17 protein-coding genes are annotated in these 17,872 nt (G+C 58.9%); all 17 read left to right on the forward strand.

What is annotated here, in order from left to right; translation table 11 throughout:
• The first annotated feature begins 68 nt into the window (after positions 1–68).
• The 17 genes from ABWQ00_RS00165 (at position 69) to hisG (ending at position 17,869) form a co-directional block, all read left to right on the forward strand.
• A complete protein-coding gene (locus ABWQ00_RS00165; protein ID WP_353236647.1) occupies positions 69–1,163 on the forward strand; it encodes a PDDEXK nuclease domain-containing protein in 1,095 nt (364 codons plus the stop codon).
• Between the two features lie 200 nt (positions 1,164–1,363).
• The gene (locus ABWQ00_RS00170) at positions 1,364–1,918 is read left to right on the forward strand and encodes a DUF1415 domain-containing protein (RefSeq protein WP_353236648.1); all 555 of its coding nucleotides are present in this window, start codon (positions 1,364–1,366) and stop codon (positions 1,916–1,918) included.
• Positions 1,915–2,775 carry a class I SAM-dependent methyltransferase gene (locus ABWQ00_RS00175; RefSeq protein ID WP_353236649.1) on the forward strand — a complete coding sequence of 287 codons (861 nt, stop codon included), beginning with the start codon at positions 1,915–1,917 and terminating at the stop codon, positions 2,773–2,775. Before ABWQ00_RS00170 ends, ABWQ00_RS00175 begins: the two co-directional genes overlap by 4 nt.
• Before the next feature lie 176 nt (positions 2,776–2,951).
• The gene (locus tag ABWQ00_RS00180) at positions 2,952–3,647 is read left to right on the forward strand and encodes a transposase (RefSeq protein ID WP_353236650.1); all 696 of its coding nucleotides are present in this window, start codon (positions 2,952–2,954) and stop codon (positions 3,645–3,647) included.
• A gap of 132 nt (positions 3,648–3,779) precedes the next feature.
• Positions 3,780–8,480, forward strand: a complete 4,701-nt coding sequence (locus tag ABWQ00_RS00185) for a glutamate synthase-related protein (RefSeq protein WP_353236651.1) — start codon at positions 3,780–3,782, stop codon at positions 8,478–8,480.
• A gap of 30 nt (positions 8,481–8,510) precedes the next feature.
• On the forward strand, positions 8,511–9,992 hold the full coding sequence (locus ABWQ00_RS00190; RefSeq protein ID WP_353236652.1) for a glutamate synthase subunit beta: 1,482 nt from the start codon (positions 8,511–8,513) through the stop codon (positions 9,990–9,992).
• Positions 9,993–10,098: 106 nt separating this feature from the next.
• On the forward strand, positions 10,099–10,911 hold the full coding sequence (locus tag ABWQ00_RS00195) for an ABC transporter ATP-binding protein (RefSeq protein WP_353236653.1): 813 nt from the start codon (positions 10,099–10,101) through the stop codon (positions 10,909–10,911).
• Positions 10,908–11,690, forward strand: coding sequence for a lipid asymmetry maintenance ABC transporter permease subunit MlaE (gene mlaE, locus ABWQ00_RS00200; protein WP_353236654.1), 783 nt, complete (start codon positions 10,908–10,910; stop codon positions 11,688–11,690). Before ABWQ00_RS00195 ends, mlaE begins: the two co-directional genes overlap by 4 nt.
• A 10-nt stretch (positions 11,691–11,700) precedes the next feature.
• The gene (gene mlaD, locus ABWQ00_RS00205; RefSeq protein ID WP_353236655.1) at positions 11,701–12,177 is read left to right on the forward strand and encodes an outer membrane lipid asymmetry maintenance protein MlaD; all 477 of its coding nucleotides are present in this window, start codon (positions 11,701–11,703) and stop codon (positions 12,175–12,177) included.
• Entirely contained in the window at positions 12,174–12,908 is a 735-nt protein-coding gene (locus tag ABWQ00_RS00210; RefSeq protein ID WP_353236656.1) for an MlaA family lipoprotein, read from the forward strand. The genes mlaD and ABWQ00_RS00210 overlap by 4 nt, the downstream gene beginning before the upstream one ends.
• Before the next feature lie 55 nt (positions 12,909–12,963).
• A complete protein-coding gene (locus ABWQ00_RS00215) occupies positions 12,964–13,620 on the forward strand; it encodes an MlaC/ttg2D family ABC transporter substrate-binding protein (RefSeq protein WP_353236657.1) in 657 nt (218 codons plus the stop codon).
• 11 nt (positions 13,621–13,631) lie between these two features.
• Positions 13,632–13,907: an STAS domain-containing protein gene (locus tag ABWQ00_RS00220; protein ID WP_353236658.1), complete on the forward strand. Its 276-nt coding sequence runs from the start codon at positions 13,632–13,634 to the stop codon at positions 13,905–13,907.
• A gap of 84 nt (positions 13,908–13,991) precedes the next feature.
• Positions 13,992–14,927, forward strand: coding sequence for an ABC transporter ATP-binding protein (locus ABWQ00_RS00225; protein ID WP_353236659.1), 936 nt, complete (start codon positions 13,992–13,994; stop codon positions 14,925–14,927).
• Positions 14,924–15,679 (forward strand): ABC transporter permease, encoded by a 756-nt coding sequence (locus ABWQ00_RS00230; protein WP_353236660.1) that lies wholly within the window; start codon positions 14,924–14,926, stop codon positions 15,677–15,679. The genes ABWQ00_RS00225 and ABWQ00_RS00230 overlap by 4 nt, the downstream gene beginning before the upstream one ends.
• Before the next feature lie 8 nt (positions 15,680–15,687).
• Positions 15,688–15,930: a BolA family protein gene (locus ABWQ00_RS00235; RefSeq protein ID WP_353236661.1), complete on the forward strand. Its 243-nt coding sequence runs from the start codon at positions 15,688–15,690 to the stop codon at positions 15,928–15,930.
• Positions 15,931–15,965: 35 nt separating this feature from the next.
• The gene (murA, locus tag ABWQ00_RS00240) at positions 15,966–17,231 is read left to right on the forward strand and encodes a UDP-N-acetylglucosamine 1-carboxyvinyltransferase (protein ID WP_353236662.1); all 1,266 of its coding nucleotides are present in this window, start codon (positions 15,966–15,968) and stop codon (positions 17,229–17,231) included.
• Positions 17,228–17,869, forward strand: a complete 642-nt coding sequence (gene hisG / locus ABWQ00_RS00245; protein WP_299514817.1) for an ATP phosphoribosyltransferase — start codon at positions 17,228–17,230, stop codon at positions 17,867–17,869. Before murA ends, hisG begins: the two co-directional genes overlap by 4 nt.
• Positions 17,870–17,872 lie beyond the last annotated feature (3 nt).

Raw genomic sequence — 17,872 nt, forward strand, 5'->3', positions numbered from 1 at the left:
CCTCCATTTTTCATGTGCGTTGTGCGTATTAAGTTCATCAAACTCACGCCTGCTTGAAGCCGTTTTCAATGACTGACCAACCCGCCCCTCTCGTCTCCGCTGATTACGCTTCACTGCTCGGCGACATCAAGCAACGCGTGCGCCATGGGCAAACGCGGGCTGTGTTGGCCGTCAATGCCGAGCTCATTCGCCTGTATTGGGACATCGGCGCTTTGATTCACGCTCGCCAACAGCAAGAAGGCTGGGGGGCTGGGGTGATTCCGCGTTTGGCGCGTGATTTGCATAACGAATTGCCGGAGGAAAAGGGCTTTTCCGAGCGCAACATCAAACGGATGCTGGCTTTTTACCGCGAATATCCGTACTTGGAATTTGTGCCACAAGCTGTGGCACAAATTGATCCCGGGGAAAAAGTGTCACAGGCTGCGGCACTTTTCCCGGCTGACTTGGTTCAGTCCATTCCCTGGGGGCACCACACCGAGCTCATGGCCAAGGTCAAGGACCTGCCCACCCGCCATTGGTACATGCAGGCCTGCCTGGCCAATGGCTGGAGCCGCAACATTTTGGTCATGCAGATCGAAGTGGCCGCGCATCAGCGCCAAGGGCGAGCCACCACCAACTTTGACAGGCGGCTTCCGTTGCCCGATTCAGACCTGGTGCAGCAAACCCTGAAAGACCCCTACCTGTTTGACTTTCTGACGCTGGAGTCCGGCTTTCATGAGCGCGAACTGGAAACCGGCCTCATCGCGCATCTGGAAAAGTTTTTGCTGGAGCTGGGGCAGGGCTTTGCCTTCGTTGGACGTCAATACCATCTCGATGTTGGCGATCAGGATTTTTATGTCGACTTGCTTTTTTATCACTTGAAGTTGCGTTGCTATGTGGTGATTGACCTCAAGCGCGGTGATTTCAAGCCTGAATATGCGGGAAAGATGAATTTCTATTGCAGCGTGGTGGATGATCGGCTGCGCCATGAAAGCGACAGACCTACCATCGGGCTGATTCTTTGCCAGCAACCTAACCGAGTGCTGGCGGAATATGCGCTGCGCGGCATGGACAAGCCCATAGGTGTTTCCAGTTTCGAGCTCACCCGAGCACTCCCCGAGAGTCTGGAGTCCAGCCTTCCGACCATCGAGGAAATCGAACGCGAATTGGAGGGGGACGCATGAGTGGGCGATGTTCCAGCCACGGCAAACCCGGGCGCAAAAAGACAGAAGTCTCCCTTGTGCATTCCTCTGCAGCGGAATATCTGACCGTCATCGCTGCCAGCGGGCAGGGCGGCGTGCATTTAAAAACGACAACACCTGGGCTGCCTGCCCGAGGATGAGTCTTCCTGATAAGACCCTGTGCCACAGGCACAATCTCGCCCATGACCGATCTGAACACCCCCGAAATTGCCGACACCGTGCGCTGGCTTGAACGCGCCGTGATTGGCCTGAACCTGTGCCCCTTTGCCAAAGCCCCGCACGTCAAGGGCCAGATCCATTACGTGCTGAGCGAGGCCAAAGGCCTGGAAGGCTTGCGCGATGAGCTGATTGAGCAGCTGCAGGCGCTGGCCGCCATGTCTGCCGAAGAGCGTGAAACTGTGCTCTTGATCGTGCCGCAGATGCTGCAGGATTTTCTGGAGTTCAACGACTTTCTGGACGAAGCCGATGCGGTGCTGCAAGAGCTGGACATGGAAGGTGTGTTCCAGGTCGCGAGTTTTCACCCCCAGTTCCAGTTTGCCGACACCGAGCCGGACGACATTGGCAACTTCACCAACCGCTCGCCTTACCCCACGCTGCACCTGCTGCGCGAGGAAAGCATCGACCGGGCGGTAGAGGCTTTTCCCGAAGCCGAGATGATTTACGAGACCAACATCAAGACCCTGGAAAAGCTGGGGGCTGAAGGCTGGAAAAAGCTGGATGTGGGCCCTAGCCCATGAAAAAACGACCTGCCATCGACAACGCGGCATCGCAGCTGCCGCCCGAAGTTCGGCCTGGCCAGTCGGTCGAGTTGCTCAAGCAGCTCCACATCCTGACCCGCGAAGGCAAGCTCAACCAGGACTCGCGTCGCAAGCTCAAGCAGGTCTACCACCTGTTCCAGTTCATCGAAAAGCTGCTCAAAGAGTTGCCCGCCAGCGGTACCGGCCCCACGCTGGCCGACCACGGCGCAGGCAAATCGTATCTGGGCTTCATCATTTACGACCTGTTTTTCAAAGCGCTGGGCCAAGGCACGATCTACGGCATCGAAACCCGCAGCGAACTGGTGCAGTCGTCTCAAGCGCTGGCCCAGCGGCTGGGCTTTGAGCGCATGAAGTTCCTCAATCTGAGCGTGGCCGAATCTGCGCACAGCGACGCGCTGCCTGGCCAGATCGATGTGGTCACCGCACTGCACGCCTGCGACACCGCCACCGATGACGCCATCGCCTTTGGCCTGCAAAAGAAAGCCCAATACATGGTGCTGGTCCCTTGCTGCCAGGCCGAATTGGCCCGGGCGCTGAACCAGAACAAGGCGCTCAATTTACAGCGCATGCCTTTGGCCGAGCTCTGGCGTCACCCGCTGCACACCCGCGAAGTGGGCAGTCAACTGACCAATGTGTTGCGTTGCCTGTATCTGGAGTCACAGGGCTACCAAGTGACGGTGACTGAGCTGGTGGGCTGGGAACACAGCATGAAGAACGAACTGATCCTGGCCAAATACACCGGGCAAAACAAACGCAATGCGCGTGAGCGGCTGGAGGCCTTGCTCGTTCAATTCGGGCTGGCGTCTCTGGCAGGCAGCCGCTACCCGATGCATTGAGCATGTGAAAACAGGCGCACGGCTCTTCGGGCTGTGGGTCTCGTATGTGCACTGCCCACTTTGCAAGGCGGGTTCATATATCAGTGGCAGGTGAATGTCCCAATCTGAATAATTGGGGTCAAAATAATTGGGGTCAGATCCCAATTAAACTGCGGGTCTATTCCAAGGGAGTCCCCATGGCCCGCCAGCCCCGCCTCACCGTTGCCGCTTACCCGCACCATGTCATTCAGCGTGGCAACGACCGCCAGCCCATCGTGCGCGATGATGCGGACCGTGAGCGTTTGCTTGCTCTCTGGCAAGAGCATGCGCAAACTTTCAAGGTGGCCATCCATGCCTACGTCATCATGGACAACCATTTCCATTTGCTTCTCACGCCCGAAACCAATGAAGGCCTGCCGCAAATGATGCAGGCGGTGGGTCGGGCCTATGTGCGCTATTTCAATTTGCGGCACCAACGCACGGGCACGCTGTGGGAAGGGCGCTACCGCAGCAACCTCATTGAGAGTGAGCGTTATCTTTTGGCGTGCATGGTCTACATTGACCTGAACCCGGTTCGGGCGGGCATGGTGGGGCAAGCGGCTGACTTCAAATGGTCCAGCCACAGGCACTGTATTGGGCTGGTGAGCGCCAAATGGGTGACCCCGCACGCCCTGTTTTGGGGCCTGGGGAACACGCCATTTGCCCGAGAGGCGGCTTATGCTGCGCTGGTGCAGACGGGCCTGGTTCAGCGCGATAAAGACCAACTTACCCAAAGTGCCTTGTCGGGCTGGGCGCTGGGTTCGGCTGATTTTGTGGGTGAGTTGCAACAGAGCACGTCGCGACGCCTGATGCCAGGCAAGGCGGGGCGACCTGCTAAAAAGACGGCAGATTGAATCTGTCCCCAATTAAATCAAGCTCAAATCAAAAGCCAAATTAATTGGGATCTGACCCCAATTAAAAAGTTTGGCATGGATGCTGCTGTGCACTACACTCGCCACTCTGCGTGAAAACCCTTAGGAGCGCCCATGACTTCGGCCAGTGCAAAAGAACATTTCGAATCGACCGGTTTGTATGACCCCGCCAACGAGCACGATGCGTGTGGTGTCGGCTTTGTGGCCCACATCAAAGGGCACAAGACCCACGCCATCGTGACGCAAGCGCTCAAGATTCTGGAAAACCTGGACCACCGGGGTGCGGTGGGTGCGGATGCACTCATGGGCGACGGTGCCGGTATCCTGATTCAGTTGCCCGACGCACTGTACCGCGACGAAATGGCCAAGCAAGGCGTGGCGCTGCCACCATTTGGCGAATACGGCGTGGGTATGGTGTTTTTGCCCAAGGAGCACGCCTCACGCATGGCTTGCGAGCAAGAATTGGAGCGTGCTGTCAAGGCCGAAGGCCAGGTGGTGCTGGGCTGGCGCGATGTGCCCGTGAACCGCGACATGCCCATGTCGCCCACGGTGCGCGATAAAGAGCCGGTCATGCGCCAGATCTTCATCGGCCGTGGCGCCGACGTGATCGTGCAAGACGCCCTCGAGCGCAAGCTGTATGTGATCCGCAAGACCGCCAGCGCCGCCATCCAGAACCTGCGCCTGACGCACAGCAACGAGTACTACATCCCCAGCATGTCCAGCCGCACAGCGGTCTACAAGGGCTTGCTGCTGGCCGACCAAGTGGGTACCTATTACTTGGACCTGCAAGATGAGCGCTGCGTCTCGGCTCTGGGCTTGGTGCACCAGCGCTTTTCCACCAATACATTCCCCGAGTGGCCATTGGCCCACCCCTACCGCTATGTGGCGCACAACGGCGAGATCAACACCGTCAAGGGCAACTACAACTGGATGAAGGCCCGCGAAGGCGTGATGTCTTCGCCCGTATTGGCCGCCGACCTGCAAAAGCTCTACCCCATCAGTTTCGCCGGTCAGTCCGATACCGCCACCTTTGACAACTGCCTGGAACTGCTGACGATGGCGGGCTACCCCATCAGCCAGGCCGTGATGATGATGATCCCCGAGCCTTGGGAACAGCACACCACCATGGACGAGCGCCGCAAGGCCTTCTACGAATACCACGCTGCCATGCTCGAGCCATGGGACGGCCCCGCCTCCATCGTGTTCACCGACGGTCGCCAGATTGGTGCCACCCTGGACCGAAACGGCCTGCGCCCCTCTCGCTACATCATCACCGACGACGACATGGTCATCATGGGTTCGGAAACCGGCGTGTTGCCGATCCCCGAAAGCAAGATCGTGCGCAAGTGGCGTCTGCAGCCGGGCAAGATGTTCCTGATCGATCTGGAACAAGGCCGCATGATCAACGACGAAGAGTTGAAGGCGGGTCTCGCCAGCGCCAAGCCCTACAAGCAGTGGATCGAAAACCTGCGCATCAAGCTCGACGACGTCGCCGAAGCCGCTGTCGCGCCTGCTTCTGATGTGCCTTTGCTCGACCTTCAGCAAGCCTTTGGCACCACACAAGAAGACATCAAGTTCCTGTTGGCCCCCATGGCGTCTGCTGGAGAAGAAGCCATTGGCTCCATGGGCAACGACAGCCCTTTGGCGGTGCTGTCCGACAAGAACAAGCCGCTGTACAACTACTTCAAGCAGTTGTTCGCGCAAGTGACCAACCCCCCGATTGACCCGATCCGCGAAGCGATTGTGATGTCGCTGGTGTCCTTCATCGGCCCCAAGCCCAACCTGCTGGACATCAACCAAGTCAACCCGCCGATGCGCCTGGAAGTCAGCCAGCCCATCCTTGATTTTGCAGACATGGCCAAGTTGCGCAACATTGGCCAAGCCACCAAAGGCAAGTTCAAGAGCGCCACACTGGACATCACTTACCCCTTGTTGTGGGGCCGCGAAGGTGTGGAAGCCAAGCTGGCCTCGCTGTGCGCCGAAGCCGTGGACGCCATCAAGGGTGGTCACAACATCCTGATCATCAGCGACCGTGGCGTGAGCACCACCCAGGTCGCCGTGCCCGCACTGCTGGCCTTGTCGGCCATCCACCAGCACTTGGTCACTGCAGGTCTTCGCACCACCGCTGGCTTGGTGGTCGAGACGGGTACAGCCCGCGAAGTGCACCACTTTGCGGTGCTGGCTGGTTACGGTGCTGAAGCTGTTCACCCTTACTTGGCGATGGAAACCCTGGCTGCGTTGCACAAAGAGCTGCCCGGCGATTTGTCCGCTGAGAAAGCCATCTACAACTACATCAAGGCGATCGGCAAGGGCTTGTCCAAGATCATGTCCAAGATGGGTGTGTCGACTTACATGTCGTATTGCGGTGCGCAGTTGTTTGAAGCCATCGGCATCAACACCGAAACCATTGACAAATACTTCACCGGCACCTCCAGCCGCGTCGGCGGCATTGGCGTTTTCGAGATCGCCGAAGAAGCCTTCCGCATGCACACCGCTGCCTTCAGCGACGACCCTCTGCTGGCCACCATGCTGGATGCAGGCGGTGAATACGCTTGGCGTGCCCGTGGTGAAGAACACATGTGGACACCCGACGCGATTGCCAAGTTGCAGCACTCCACCCGTGCCAACAACTTCAGCACCTACAAAGAGTACGCGCAGATCATCAACGACCAAAGCAAGCGCCACATGACGCTGCGCGGTTTGTTCGAGTTCAAGATCGACCCGGCCAAAGCCATCCCGCTAGAGCAGGTCGAGCCTGCGGCAGAGATCGTCAAGCGTTTCGCCACCGGTGCGATGTCGCTGGGCTCGATTTCCACCGAAGCGCACGCCACACTGGCCGTGGCCATGAACCGCATTGGCGGCAAGAGCAACACCGGCGAAGGCGGTGAGGACGCCAACCGTTACCGCAACGAACTCAAAGGCATCCCGATCAAGTTGGGCGACTCCTTGAAGAGCGTGATCGGTGCAGAAAACGTCGAAGTCGACATGCCTCTGGCCGCCGGTGATTCGCTGCGTTCGCGCATCAAACAAGTGGCCTCTGGCCGCTTCGGTGTGACAGCCGAATACCTGCACAGCGCCGACCAAATCCAGATCAAGATGGCCCAGGGTGCCAAGCCTGGTGAAGGCGGTCAGTTGCCCGGCGGTAAAGTGTCTGACTATATCGGCAAGCTGCGCCACTCGGTTCCAGGCGTGGGTCTGATCTCGCCACCGCCGCACCACGATATTTACTCCATCGAGGACTTGGCCCAACTGATCCATGACCTGAAGAACGTGGCACCGCACAGCGACATCAGCGTCAAGCTTGTGTCTGAAATCGGCGTCGGTACCATCGCTGCCGGTGTGGCCAAGTGCAAGGCCGACCACGTCGTGATCGCGGGCCATGACGGCGGCACGGGCGCTTCGCCTTGGTCCTCTGTCAAGCATGCCGGTTCGCCATGGGAAATCGGTCTGGCAGAAACCCAGCAGACCCTGGTGCTCAACGGTTTGCGCGGTCGCATCCGTGTGCAGGCTGACGGGCAGATGAAGACTGGCCGTGATGTGGCCATCGGCGCTTTGCTGGGCGCGGACGAATTCGGCTTTGCCACAGCACCGCTGGTGGTCGAGGGCTGCATCATGATGCGCAAGTGCCACTTGAACACTTGTCCCGTGGGCGTGGCCACGCAAGACCCCATCTTGCGAGCCAAGTTCACCGGCAAGCCAGAGCATGTCGTGAACTACTTCTTTTTCATCGCCGAAGAAGTGCGTCAGATCATGGCCCAGCTGGGCATTGCCAAGTTCGATGACCTGGTGGGCCGTGCCGACCTGCTCGACATGAAGAGCGGTGTGGAACACTGGAAAGCCAAGGGCCTGGACTTTGGTCGCCTGTTGGCCGTGCCGCAAGTGGCCTCCACCGTGGCCGTGCGCCATGTGGACACGCAAGACCATGGCCTGGAAAAAGCCCTCGACAACGTGCTGATCGCCAAGAGCCGCGCCGCCATCGACAAGGGCGAAAGAGTGCAGTTCATGGAAGTCGCCCGCAACGTGAACCGCTCGGTCGGTGCCATGTTGTCCGGTGCGGTGACCCAAGTTCACCCCGAAGGTTTGCCCGACGACACCCTGCGCATCCAGCTCGAAGGTACGGGCGGCCAATCCTTTGGGGCCTTCTTGGCCAAGGGCATCACGCTGTACCTGATTGGCGAAGCCAACGACTACACCGGCAAAGGTTTGTCGGGTGGCCGCATCGTGGTGCGCCCCAGCTTGGAGTTCCGTGGCGTGGCCTCGCAAAACATCATCGTGGGCAACACCGTCATGTACGGCGCGACCACCGGTGAGGCCTTCTTTGCGGGCGTGGCCGGCGAGCGCTTTGCGGTGCGCCTGTCGGGCGCTACTGCAGTGGTCGAAGGCACAGGCGACCACGGCTGCGAATACATGACTGGCGGTACGGTGGCTGTGTTGGGCATGACCGGCCGCAACTTCGGTGCGGGCATGAGCGGGGGTATCGCTTACGTCTACGACGAAGACGGCGACTTCGCCTCGCGCTGCAACACCGCCATGGTCAGCATGGAAAAGGTGCTGGCCGTGGCCGAGCAAGAAGCGCAAGTGGACCGCAAGGTCTGGCACCGCGATCAGACCGACGAAGCACAACTGAGGAAACTGCTGGAAGACCACCACAAGTGGACCGGTAGCCAGCGTGCCCGCGAATTGCTGGACAACTGGACCACGGCACGCGCCAAGTTCGTGAAGGTCTTCCCGAACGAATACAAGCGCGCCTTGGGCGAGATCAACGCACGCAAAGCGGCGAACGCAAGCAAGGCTGCCCAGCCTGTGGCCGCCTGAGCCGAACGTCAAGATTGAAGGAAAAGCATCATGGGAAAAATCACCGGCTTCATGGAATTTGAGCGCATCGAAGAAGGCTACAAGCCTGTCACCGAGCGCCTCAAAAATTACGGCGAATTCGTGATCGGGCTGACCGAAGAGCAGTCCAAAACACAAGCGGCGCGTTGCATGGACTGCGGCACACCGTTTTGTAACAACGGCTGCCCGGTCAACAACATCATTCCGGACTTCAACAACCTGGTGTTTGAAGGTGACTGGAAAAACGCGATCGAGGTGCTGCACAGCACCAACAACTTCCCTGAGTTCACCGGCCGCATTTGCCCCGCACCTTGCGAGGCTGCTTGCGTGGTCAACTTCAACGACGATGCGGTGGGCATCAAGTCCATCGAGCACGCCATCATCGACCGCGCCTGGGCCGAAGGCTGGGTCACGCCACGCCCTGCCAAGGTCAAGACGGGCAAAACCGTGGCCATCATTGGTGCAGGTCCTGCTGGGATGGCCGCAGCCCAGCAGCTGGCCCGTGCAGGCCACGACGTGACCTTGTATGAGAAAAACGACCGCGTAGGTGGCTTGCTGCGTTACGGCATCCCTGACTTCAAAATGGAAAAAACGCACATCGACCGTCGCGTCCAGCAGCTTGAAGCCGAAGGCGTGAAGATCCGCACCAGCGTCTTGGTGGGCGAGTGGCCCAAGGATTCCAAGGTCACCAACTGGGCCAAGGAAACCGTCAGTGCTGAACAACTGAAAAAAGACTTTGACGCCGTGTTGCTCACCGGCGGCTCCGAGCAGTCGCGTGACTTGCCCGTGCCCGGCCGCGATCTGGAAGGCATCCACTTTGCGATGGAGTTCCTGCCTCAGCAAAACAAGGTCAACGCGGGCGACAAGCTCAAAGGCCAATTGCGTGCGGACGGTAAACACGTCATCGTGATCGGCGGCGGTGACACCGGCAGCGACTGCGTGGGCACCAGCACACGCCATGGCGCTGTGAGCGTCACCCAGTTCGAGGTGATGCCCGAGCCACCCGAAAAAGAAAACAAGGCGCTGGTTTGGCCCTACTGGCCCATGAAGCTGCGCACCAGCTCCAGCCACGAAGAAAGCGCCGAAAAAGGTCTGTTGCAACGCGAATTTGCCATCTCGACCAAAGCGTTCATGGGTGAAAAAGGCCAAGTCACCGGGTTGACCACGGTTCATGTCGAATTCAAAGACGGCAAGATGGTCGAAGTGCCAGGCACCGAAAAAGAGCACAAAGCCGACTTGGTCTTGCTGGCCATGGGTTTCACCAACCCGGTGGCGACCGTGCTTGACGCCTTTGGCATCGACAAGGACGCCCGCGGCAATGCCAAGGCCAGCACCGATTTCACAGGCGGTTACGCCACCAATGTGCCTAAGGTGTTTGCCGCTGGCGACATGCGCCGCGGTCAGTCGCTGGTGGTGTGGGCGATCCGCGAAGGCCGCCAGGCAGCCCGTGCTGTGGACGAATTCCTGATGGGAGCCAGTGACCTGCCACGATGAAGAACATTGGTTCTAGGTAAAATCCCTAGAATTTCCCGGCTTGTATGCCTTTGTCCGGGAGTGTCTAACATCGCAAGAGCCGGACCCCTCCGGCTTTTGTTTTTTCATGAACCCCACATCTAGACCACCACTTGTTGAACTGCGCGACCTGAGCTTCGGGTACGGCGACCGTGTCATCTTGAAGAACTTGAGCTTCAATGTGCCGCGCGGACAAGTCACGGCCCTGATGGGTGTGTCGGGTGGCGGAAAAACCACGGTGCTGCGCCTGATTGGCGGGCAAATTCGCGCCAGCGCGGGCCAGTTGCTGTTTGACGGTGACGACATCACCCCCATGCACCAGGCCGAGCTGTACGCTGCCCGCCGCCGCATGGGCATGCTGTTCCAGTTCGGTGCGCTTTTCACCGACATGAGTGTGTTCGACAACGTGGCTTTTCCTCTGCGCGAGCACACGGCCTTGTCAGAAGACCTGATCCGCGACATTGTGTTGATGAAACTCGATGCCGTGGGTTTGCGCGGTGCGCGTGACTTGAAGCCTTCAGAGATCTCCGGCGGCATGAGCCGCCGCGTGGCCCTGGCCCGCGCCATTGCGTTGGACCCTGACTTGATCATGTACGACGAGCCTTTTGCCGGTCTCGATCCGATTTCTTTGGGCACTGCGGCCCGATTGATTCGCCGTTTGAACGACAGCTTGGGCATCACCAGCGTGGTGGTGTCGCACGATGTGACGGAAACCTTTGAGATTGCCGACCATGTGGTGATTTTGGCCAACGGCGGTGTGGCCGCCCAGGGCACGCCGGCCGAGTTGCGGGCCAGCACCGACCCGCTGATCCACCAGTTTGTGCACGCTTTAAGCGATGGTCCAGTGCCTTTCCATTACCCGGCTCCCCATGCGGCGCAAGATTATGGGAGCTCGTCTTGATCGTCTCCTTGCTTGGGGCCTTGGGCGCCCACACCCGACAGTTGCTGGCCAATTGGGGTTTTGCTGCACGCTTGTTTTTCAAATTGCTGGGCATGTCGGGCGTAGCCCTCAAGCGTTTTGGTTTGGTGCGCGATCAGGTGCACTTTTTGGGCAACTATTCGTTGGCGATCATCACCGTCTCTGGTTTATTTGTCGGCTTTGTTTTGGGCCTGCAGGGCTACTACACCTTGCAGCGCTACGGTTCCGCTGAAGCGCTGGGCCTGTTGGTGGCGCTGAGTTTGGTGCGTGAGTTGGGCCCAGTGGTGGCGGCTTTGTTGTTTGCAGGGCGCGCGGGTGCGTCGCTCACGGCCGAGATTGGTTTGATGCGTGCGGGTGAACAACTCACGGCGCTGGAGATGATGGCCGTTGACCCGGTGCAGCGCATTTTGGCGCCTCGTTTTTGGGGCGGCATCATCGCCTTGCCATTGCTCGCGGCCGTGTTCAGTGCGGTGGGCATTTTGGGCGGCTACGTGGTGGGCGTGCTGCTCATCGGCGTAGATGCCGGTTCTTTCTGGAGCCAGATGCAAGGCGGTGTGGATGTGTTCAAGGACGTGGGCAACGGCATCATCAAGAGCGTGGTGTTCGGTGTGGCCGTGACCTTCATTGCCTTGCTACAGGGTTACGTGGCCAAGCCTACCCCCGAAGGTGTGGCCAGCGCCACCACGCGCAGCGTGGTGGTTTCTTCTTTGTCGGTGTTGGGACTGGATTTCATCCTGACAGCGATGATGTTCAGCATTTGAGGAGGACGGCATGCAAAGTTCAAAAAATGATGTGTGGGTCGGTTTGTTTGTGTTGCTCGGCGCTGTGGCCGTGCTGTTTTTGGCGCTCAAGGCGGCCAACTTGTTGACCTGGAGCTTTAACAAGGGTTATGAGGTCACGGCCAAGTTCGACAACATTGGTGGACTCAAGCCCGGCGCCGCCGTCAAAAGTGCGGGTGTGGTGGTGGGGCGCGTCAAAACCATCGAATTCGATGGCGAATCTTTTCAAGCCAAAGTGACCTTGAGCTTGCAAACCGAGCACGCTTTTCCGCAAGACAGTTCTCTCAAGATTTTGACCAGCGGCTTGTTGGGTGAGCAATACCTGGACGTCTCGCCCGGAGCCGACGAGAAAAACCTGGCCGCAGGTGACCGCATTGGATCCACCCAATCGGCCGTGATCCTAGAAAACCTGATCAGCCAATTCTTGTTCAACCAAGCCGAAAAATCATCGGAGGGACAAAAGCCATGAGAGCAGTTGCCAGACGCTTGAGCCTGTTGTTGGGGGTGGGCATGCTGCTGCTGTTGCAAGCCTGCGCCACCGTGAAAAGTGCCGATGCCCGCGACCCCTGGGAGCCCATGAACCGCAGCATTTACCAATTCAACGATGCGATCGACACCGTCGCGCTCAAGCCAGCTGCTCAGCTCTATGTGAAGGTCTTGCCCAACATGGTACGCACCGGGGTGAGCAACTTCATGGGCAACTTGGGCGATGTCTGGTCCATGGTCAACAGCGCCTTGCAACTCAAAGGTCAAGCCACGGTGGAGACCTTCATGCGTATCAATGTCAACACCTTCATGGGTTTGGGCGGCATATTGGATGTCGCCACCGAAATGGGCATCGAGAAGCGTCGTGAAGACTTCGGACAGACACTGGGCTATTGGGGCGTTCAGCCTGGCCCTTATGTGGTCTTGCCCTTGTTTGGTCCTTCTACCTTGCGCGACGCCTTGGCGTTCCCGGTGGACATGCAGGGCAATGTGACCAACAGTTTGGCGGATGATGCCACCCGCAATGCTTTGCTGGTGACGCGCTTGGTGGACATGCGCGCGGGCTTGCTCAAGACGGTAGATGCCATCAAGGCATCTTCTTTGGATCCGTACTCGTTTGTTCGCGATGGTTATTTACAAAAAAGACGGAATGACATCCACGACGGCAATCCGCCCCCCAGCTTTGACTACAACGAGTCGTCATCCAAGCCTTGACGGATCGCTTACAGTTTTTCACATTGCTTTTTGCATCTGGTTTTATAGTCACGCCATGCTCACCACTTCCTCCTTTTTCTTATTGAGCCGCCGCTCTTGGTCGGCCATGGCCTGTGCCTTGGTTTTGGCGTGTTTTGCCTCGGCAGCATCTTCCGCAGAGGAAGCCCCCGATGTGTTTGTACAGCGCATCACCAATGAGACGCTGAACACCATCAAGGCCGACAAGGCGTTGCGCAGTGGTGACATCCAAAAAGTCATGCAATTGGTGGACAGCCAATTGATGCAGCATGTGAATTTTCGGCGCATGACCGCTTTGGCCACTGGCCCCGCTTGGCGCAGTGCCACGCCTGAGCAGCAAAAGCGCTTGCAAGACGAGTTCAAAACCCTGCTGGTGCGCACGTATGCAGGCGCACTCAGTCAAATCACCGACCAAGTGGTGGTGGTCAAGCCTTTGCGTCGAGGCCAAGATGATAAAAACTTGGTGGTCAACACCGAGGTCCGTGGCAAGGGTGACCCCATACAGCTCGATTACCGACTCGAAAAAACAGCGGGTCAAGGTGCGGGTTGGATGATTTTCGACCTGAACGTATTGGGTGTTTGGCTGGTTGAAAATTACCGCAACCAATTCACCAAAGAGATCAACGCTGGGGGCATCGATGCTTTGATCGCCAGCTTGTCAGCACGCAACAAGACCAACGCCAAACCGGCTTGAGCCTCATTGACATGACGCCACTGAAGTTGCCCGCTGCCTTGCTGCACGATCAGGCCAACGCCTGCCTCGCGCAGTGGGTGTCGCAATTGCCCACAGCCTTGCCGCCACAAGTGGTGTTGGATGCCGCCGACCTGACGGATTTTGATTCCTCGGCTTTGGCGGTGCTTTTGGGTTTGCGCCGGGTGCTGACCCAAAAGGGCAGTGATTTACGCGTTGAGGGCATGTCGCCGCGTTTGCTGGAGTTGGCCCGTTTATATGGGGTCTTGGACCTGCTGCAACCGGCCTGAGTGCTTGCTTTCCAAGCCGTTTGGCCTGGATCCCCTTGATCCACCCCGGGGTGTGCATGCCAGCACTTAAAATAGACCCCTTCCATGCCAGCGCTCTCTTTCCAATCCGTCTCCAAGATCTACCCGGCCAGACAGGCAGGCGCAGCCGCGTTCAAAGCCCTCGACCAGGTCAGCTTTGATGTGGAAGAGGGCGAATTCTTTGGACTGCTCGGCCCCAATGGCGCAGGCAAAACCACCCTGATCAGCACCTTGGCGGGTCTGAGCCGCCCTACCACTGGGCGCGTGCTGGTGCACGGCCACGATGTGCAAACCGATTACGCCACTGCGCGCCGCCTGCTGGGCGTGGTGCCGCAAGAGCTGGTGTTTGACCCTTTTTTCACGGTGCGCGAATCGCTGCGCATCCAGTCGGGCTATTTCGGCGTCAGTCATAACGAGGCCTGGATCGACGAGCTGCTGGACAGCTTGGGCCTGACCGACAAGGCGGGCTCTAACATGCGCCAACTCTCGGGCGGCATGAAGCGCCGTGTGCTGGTGGCGCAGGCCTTGGTACACAAGCCGCGCGTCATTGTTCTGGACGAACCCACCGCTGGGGTCGATGTGGAGCTGCGCCAAACCCTGTGGGCCTTCATCGCCAAACTCAACAAGCAAGGCCACACCGTTTTGCTCACCACCCATTACCTGGAAGAAGCCGAGGCATTGTGCGGGCGTATTGCCATGCTCAAGCGTGGGCAGTTGCTGGCTTTGGAGCGCACGTCTGATCTGTTGCGCTCGGCCACCAGCCAGGTGCTGCGCTTCAAGCTCGACGGCGACTTGCCACCTGCCGTCGCTGCCATCGCACGCGTCACGGGCCGCATCGTGCAATTGCCGGTACACAACGCGGTCGAGATTGAAAACCACTTGGCCACCCTGCGCACTGCGGGCTTGGTGGTGGAAGACGTGGAGATCCGTCAGGCCGACCTGGAAGACGTGTTCCTGGAAGTCATGAACCGCAAACAATTGGCCCCGGGGGCTTTGGCATGACGGGATGGCAAACGCTGCTGTACAAAGAAGTCCTGCGCTTTTGGAAGGTGGCTTTCCAAACCGTCGGGGCGCCCGTGCTCACATCGGTGTTGTACATGCTGATTTTTGGCCATGTGCTCGAAGACCACGTCAAGGTGTACGACAACGTGCCCTACACCTCGTTTTTGCTGCCGGGCCTGATGATGATGGGCGTGCTGCAAAACGCTTTTGCCAACAGCTCGTCGAGTCTGGTGCAAAGCAAGATCATGGGCAGCTTGGTGTTTTTGTTGCTCACGCCCCTGTCGCACCGCAGCTGGTTTGTGGCCTATGTGGGCTCGTCGGTGGTGCGCGGCCTGGCCGTGGGCTTGGGCGTATTCCTCATCACGGGTTGGATGGTCAACATCACCTTCGTCAACCCGCTGTGGATTTTGGCCTTTGCCATCATGGGCGCCGCCATGATGGGAGCCTTGGGTGTGATTGCCGGGCTGTGGGCTGACAAGTTTGACCAAATGGCCGCCTTCCAGAACTTCATCATCATGCCCATGACTTTTTTGTCGGGCGTGTTCTATTCCATCCATTCGCTTCCGCCGTTTTGGCAAAAGCTCAGCCACCTGAACCCGTTTTTCTACATGATCGACGGCTTCCGTTACGGCTTTTTTGGTCAAAGCGATGTCTCCCCTTGGCTCAGCCTGGCGGTGGTGGGCACCGCCTTGGCGCTCATCAGCGGCTTGACCCTTCATCTTTTGCGCATCGGCTACAAAATCCGGAGCTGAGAATCCCCATGAACGCACAGCAACTTCAAGACATCATCGCCGCAGGGCTCGACTGCACCCACCTGATTGTGGACGGCGATGGCCGCCACTGGAGCGCGGTGGTGGTATCCGAAGCTTTCACAGGCATGCGGCCTATCGCCAGGCACCAGCGGGTTTACGCCACGCTGGGCCAAAAAATGCACACCGACGAGGTGCACGCCTTGTCAATGAAAACCTACACGCCTGCCGAATGGGCCGCGCAAAACCATTGAACGCCTTTGGCGACAACGCAAGACCCCACTGACCCATGGACAAACTGAAAATTCGCGGCGGTAAGCGCCTGCAAGGCACGCTCGATGTGGCGGGTGCCAAAAACGCAGCCCTGCCCGAACTGTGCGCCGCGCTGCTGACAGCCGAGCCCATCACCTTGAGCAATGTGCCGCGTCTGCAAGACGTCTCGACCATGCTCAAGCTGATCCGCAACATGGGCGTGACAGCCGAGCACCACGATGATGGCCGGGTCACCCTGGATGCCGGCGGCCTGAACAACCCCGAAGCCCCCTATGAGTTGGTGAAAACCATGCGCGCCTCGGTGCTGGCGCTGGGCCCTTTGTTGGCCCGCTTTGGCCGCGCCAAAGTGTCTCTGCCCGGCGGCTGCGCCATCGGCTCGCGCCCCGTGGACCAGCACATCAAGGGCCTGCAGGCCATGGGTGCCATCATCACGGTGGAACACGGCTATATGTTGGCCAGCTTGCCCGAGGGCCGCACGCGCCTGAAAGGTGCGCACATCACCACCGACATGGTCACCGTCACGGGTACCGAAAACTTCATGATGGCCGCAGCTTTGGCCGAAGGTGAGACGGTGCTGGAAAACGCCGCGCAAGAGCCGGAAATCGGCGATCTGGCCGAGATGCTGATCAAGATGGGCGCGAAGATCGAAGGCCATGGCACACGCCGCATCCGCATTCAGGGTGTAGAACGCCTGCATGGCGCTCAGCACCAGGTGGTGGCCGACCGCATCGAGGCGGGTACCTTCTTGTGTGCTGTAGCGGCTACTGGCGGTGACGTGGTGCTGCGCCACGGCCGTGCCGACCACCTGGATGCCGTCATCGACAAGCTGCGAGAGGCTGGTGCCACCATCGAAGCCGGTGAGGACTTCATCCGTGTCAAATCTGAAGGCCGCTTGAAGGCCCAGAGCTTTCGCACCACCGAATACCCGGGCTTTCCGACCGACATGCAAGCGCAGTTCATGGCGCTCAACTGCATCTCGCAAGGCGCGAGCAAAGTGACCGAAACAATTTTTGAAAACCGCTTCATGCACGTCAACGAACTGGTGCGCCTGGGCGCGCACATCCAGATTGACGGCAAGGTCTCGGTGGTAGAAGGCGTGCCTCAACTTTCAGGGGCCACCGTCATGGCCACCGACTTGCGCGCTTCGGCCAGCTTGGTGATCGCCGGTTTGGTGGCCGATGGTGAAACCACGGTCGAGCGCATCTACCACCTGGACCGGGGATACGACCGCATGGAAGCCAAATTGCGCGCACTCGGCGCTGACATCGAAAGGGTGAAATGATCACGCTGGCCCTGTCCAAAGGACGCATTTTTGACGAAACCCTGCCGCTGCTCAAAGCCGCAGGCATCGAGGTGCTGGAAGACCCCGAGAAATCCCGCAAGCTGATCTTGCCCACCAACCAAGCGAACGTGCGCGTGGTGCTGGTGCGCGCCAGCGACGTTCCTACTTATGTGGAATACGGCGGCGCAGATTTGGGTGTGACGGGTTTAGATACCTTGATCGAGCACGGTGGTCAAGGCCTGTACCAGCCGCTGGACCTGAACATTGCCAAATGCCGCATGAGTGTGGCGGTGCGTGCTGACTACGACTACGCCAGTGCGGTGCGCACCGGCTCTCGCCTGAAAGTGGCGACCAAGTACACCGCGATTGCCCGAGATTTCTTTGCCACCAAGGGCGTGCATGTCGACATGATCAAACTTTACGGCAGCATGGAGCTGGCTCCGCTCACGGGCCTGGCCGATGCCATCGTCGATCTGGTTTCCACCGGCAACACCCTCAAGGCCAACCATTTGGTCGAGGTTGAGCGCATCATGGACATCAGCTCGCGTTTGGTGGTGAACCAGGCCGCGCTCAAACTCAAGCAGGCGCCGATTCGCGCCATCATCGACGCCTTTGCGGGCGCAGTGAAGAAGGACTGACCC

This window comes from Limnohabitans sp., assembly GCF_040400975.1.
Lineage (GTDB): Bacteria > Pseudomonadota > Gammaproteobacteria > Burkholderiales > Burkholderiaceae_C > Limnohabitans_A.

Coding starts and splice junctions, on each gene's coding strand:
- hisG (WP_299514817.1), top strand. CDS start 17,228: ATGATCACGCTGGCCCTGTCCAAAGGACGCATTTTTGACGAAACCCTG.
- ABWQ00_RS00235 (WP_353236661.1), top strand. CDS start 15,688: ATGAACGCACAGCAACTTCAAGACATCATCGCCGCAGGGCTCGACTGC.
- murA (WP_353236662.1), top strand. CDS start 15,966: ATGGACAAACTGAAAATTCGCGGCGGTAAGCGCCTGCAAGGCACGCTC.
- ABWQ00_RS00165 (WP_353236647.1), top strand. CDS start 69: ATGACTGACCAACCCGCCCCTCTCGTCTCCGCTGATTACGCTTCACTG.
- ABWQ00_RS00190 (WP_353236652.1), top strand. CDS start 8,511: ATGGGAAAAATCACCGGCTTCATGGAATTTGAGCGCATCGAAGAAGGC.
- mlaD (WP_353236655.1), top strand. CDS start 11,701: ATGCAAAGTTCAAAAAATGATGTGTGGGTCGGTTTGTTTGTGTTGCTC.
- ABWQ00_RS00170 (WP_353236648.1), top strand. CDS start 1,364: ATGACCGATCTGAACACCCCCGAAATTGCCGACACCGTGCGCTGGCTT.
- ABWQ00_RS00230 (WP_353236660.1), top strand. CDS start 14,924: ATGACGGGATGGCAAACGCTGCTGTACAAAGAAGTCCTGCGCTTTTGG.
- ABWQ00_RS00175 (WP_353236649.1), top strand. CDS start 1,915: ATGAAAAAACGACCTGCCATCGACAACGCGGCATCGCAGCTGCCGCCC.
- ABWQ00_RS00210 (WP_353236656.1), top strand. CDS start 12,174: ATGAGAGCAGTTGCCAGACGCTTGAGCCTGTTGTTGGGGGTGGGCATG.
- ABWQ00_RS00225 (WP_353236659.1), top strand. CDS start 13,992: ATGCCAGCGCTCTCTTTCCAATCCGTCTCCAAGATCTACCCGGCCAGA.
- ABWQ00_RS00215 (WP_353236657.1), top strand. CDS start 12,964: ATGCTCACCACTTCCTCCTTTTTCTTATTGAGCCGCCGCTCTTGGTCG.
- ABWQ00_RS00180 (WP_353236650.1), top strand. CDS start 2,952: ATGGCCCGCCAGCCCCGCCTCACCGTTGCCGCTTACCCGCACCATGTC.
- ABWQ00_RS00195 (WP_353236653.1), top strand. CDS start 10,099: ATGAACCCCACATCTAGACCACCACTTGTTGAACTGCGCGACCTGAGC.
- ABWQ00_RS00220 (WP_353236658.1), top strand. CDS start 13,632: ATGACGCCACTGAAGTTGCCCGCTGCCTTGCTGCACGATCAGGCCAAC.
- ABWQ00_RS00185 (WP_353236651.1), top strand. CDS start 3,780: ATGACTTCGGCCAGTGCAAAAGAACATTTCGAATCGACCGGTTTGTAT.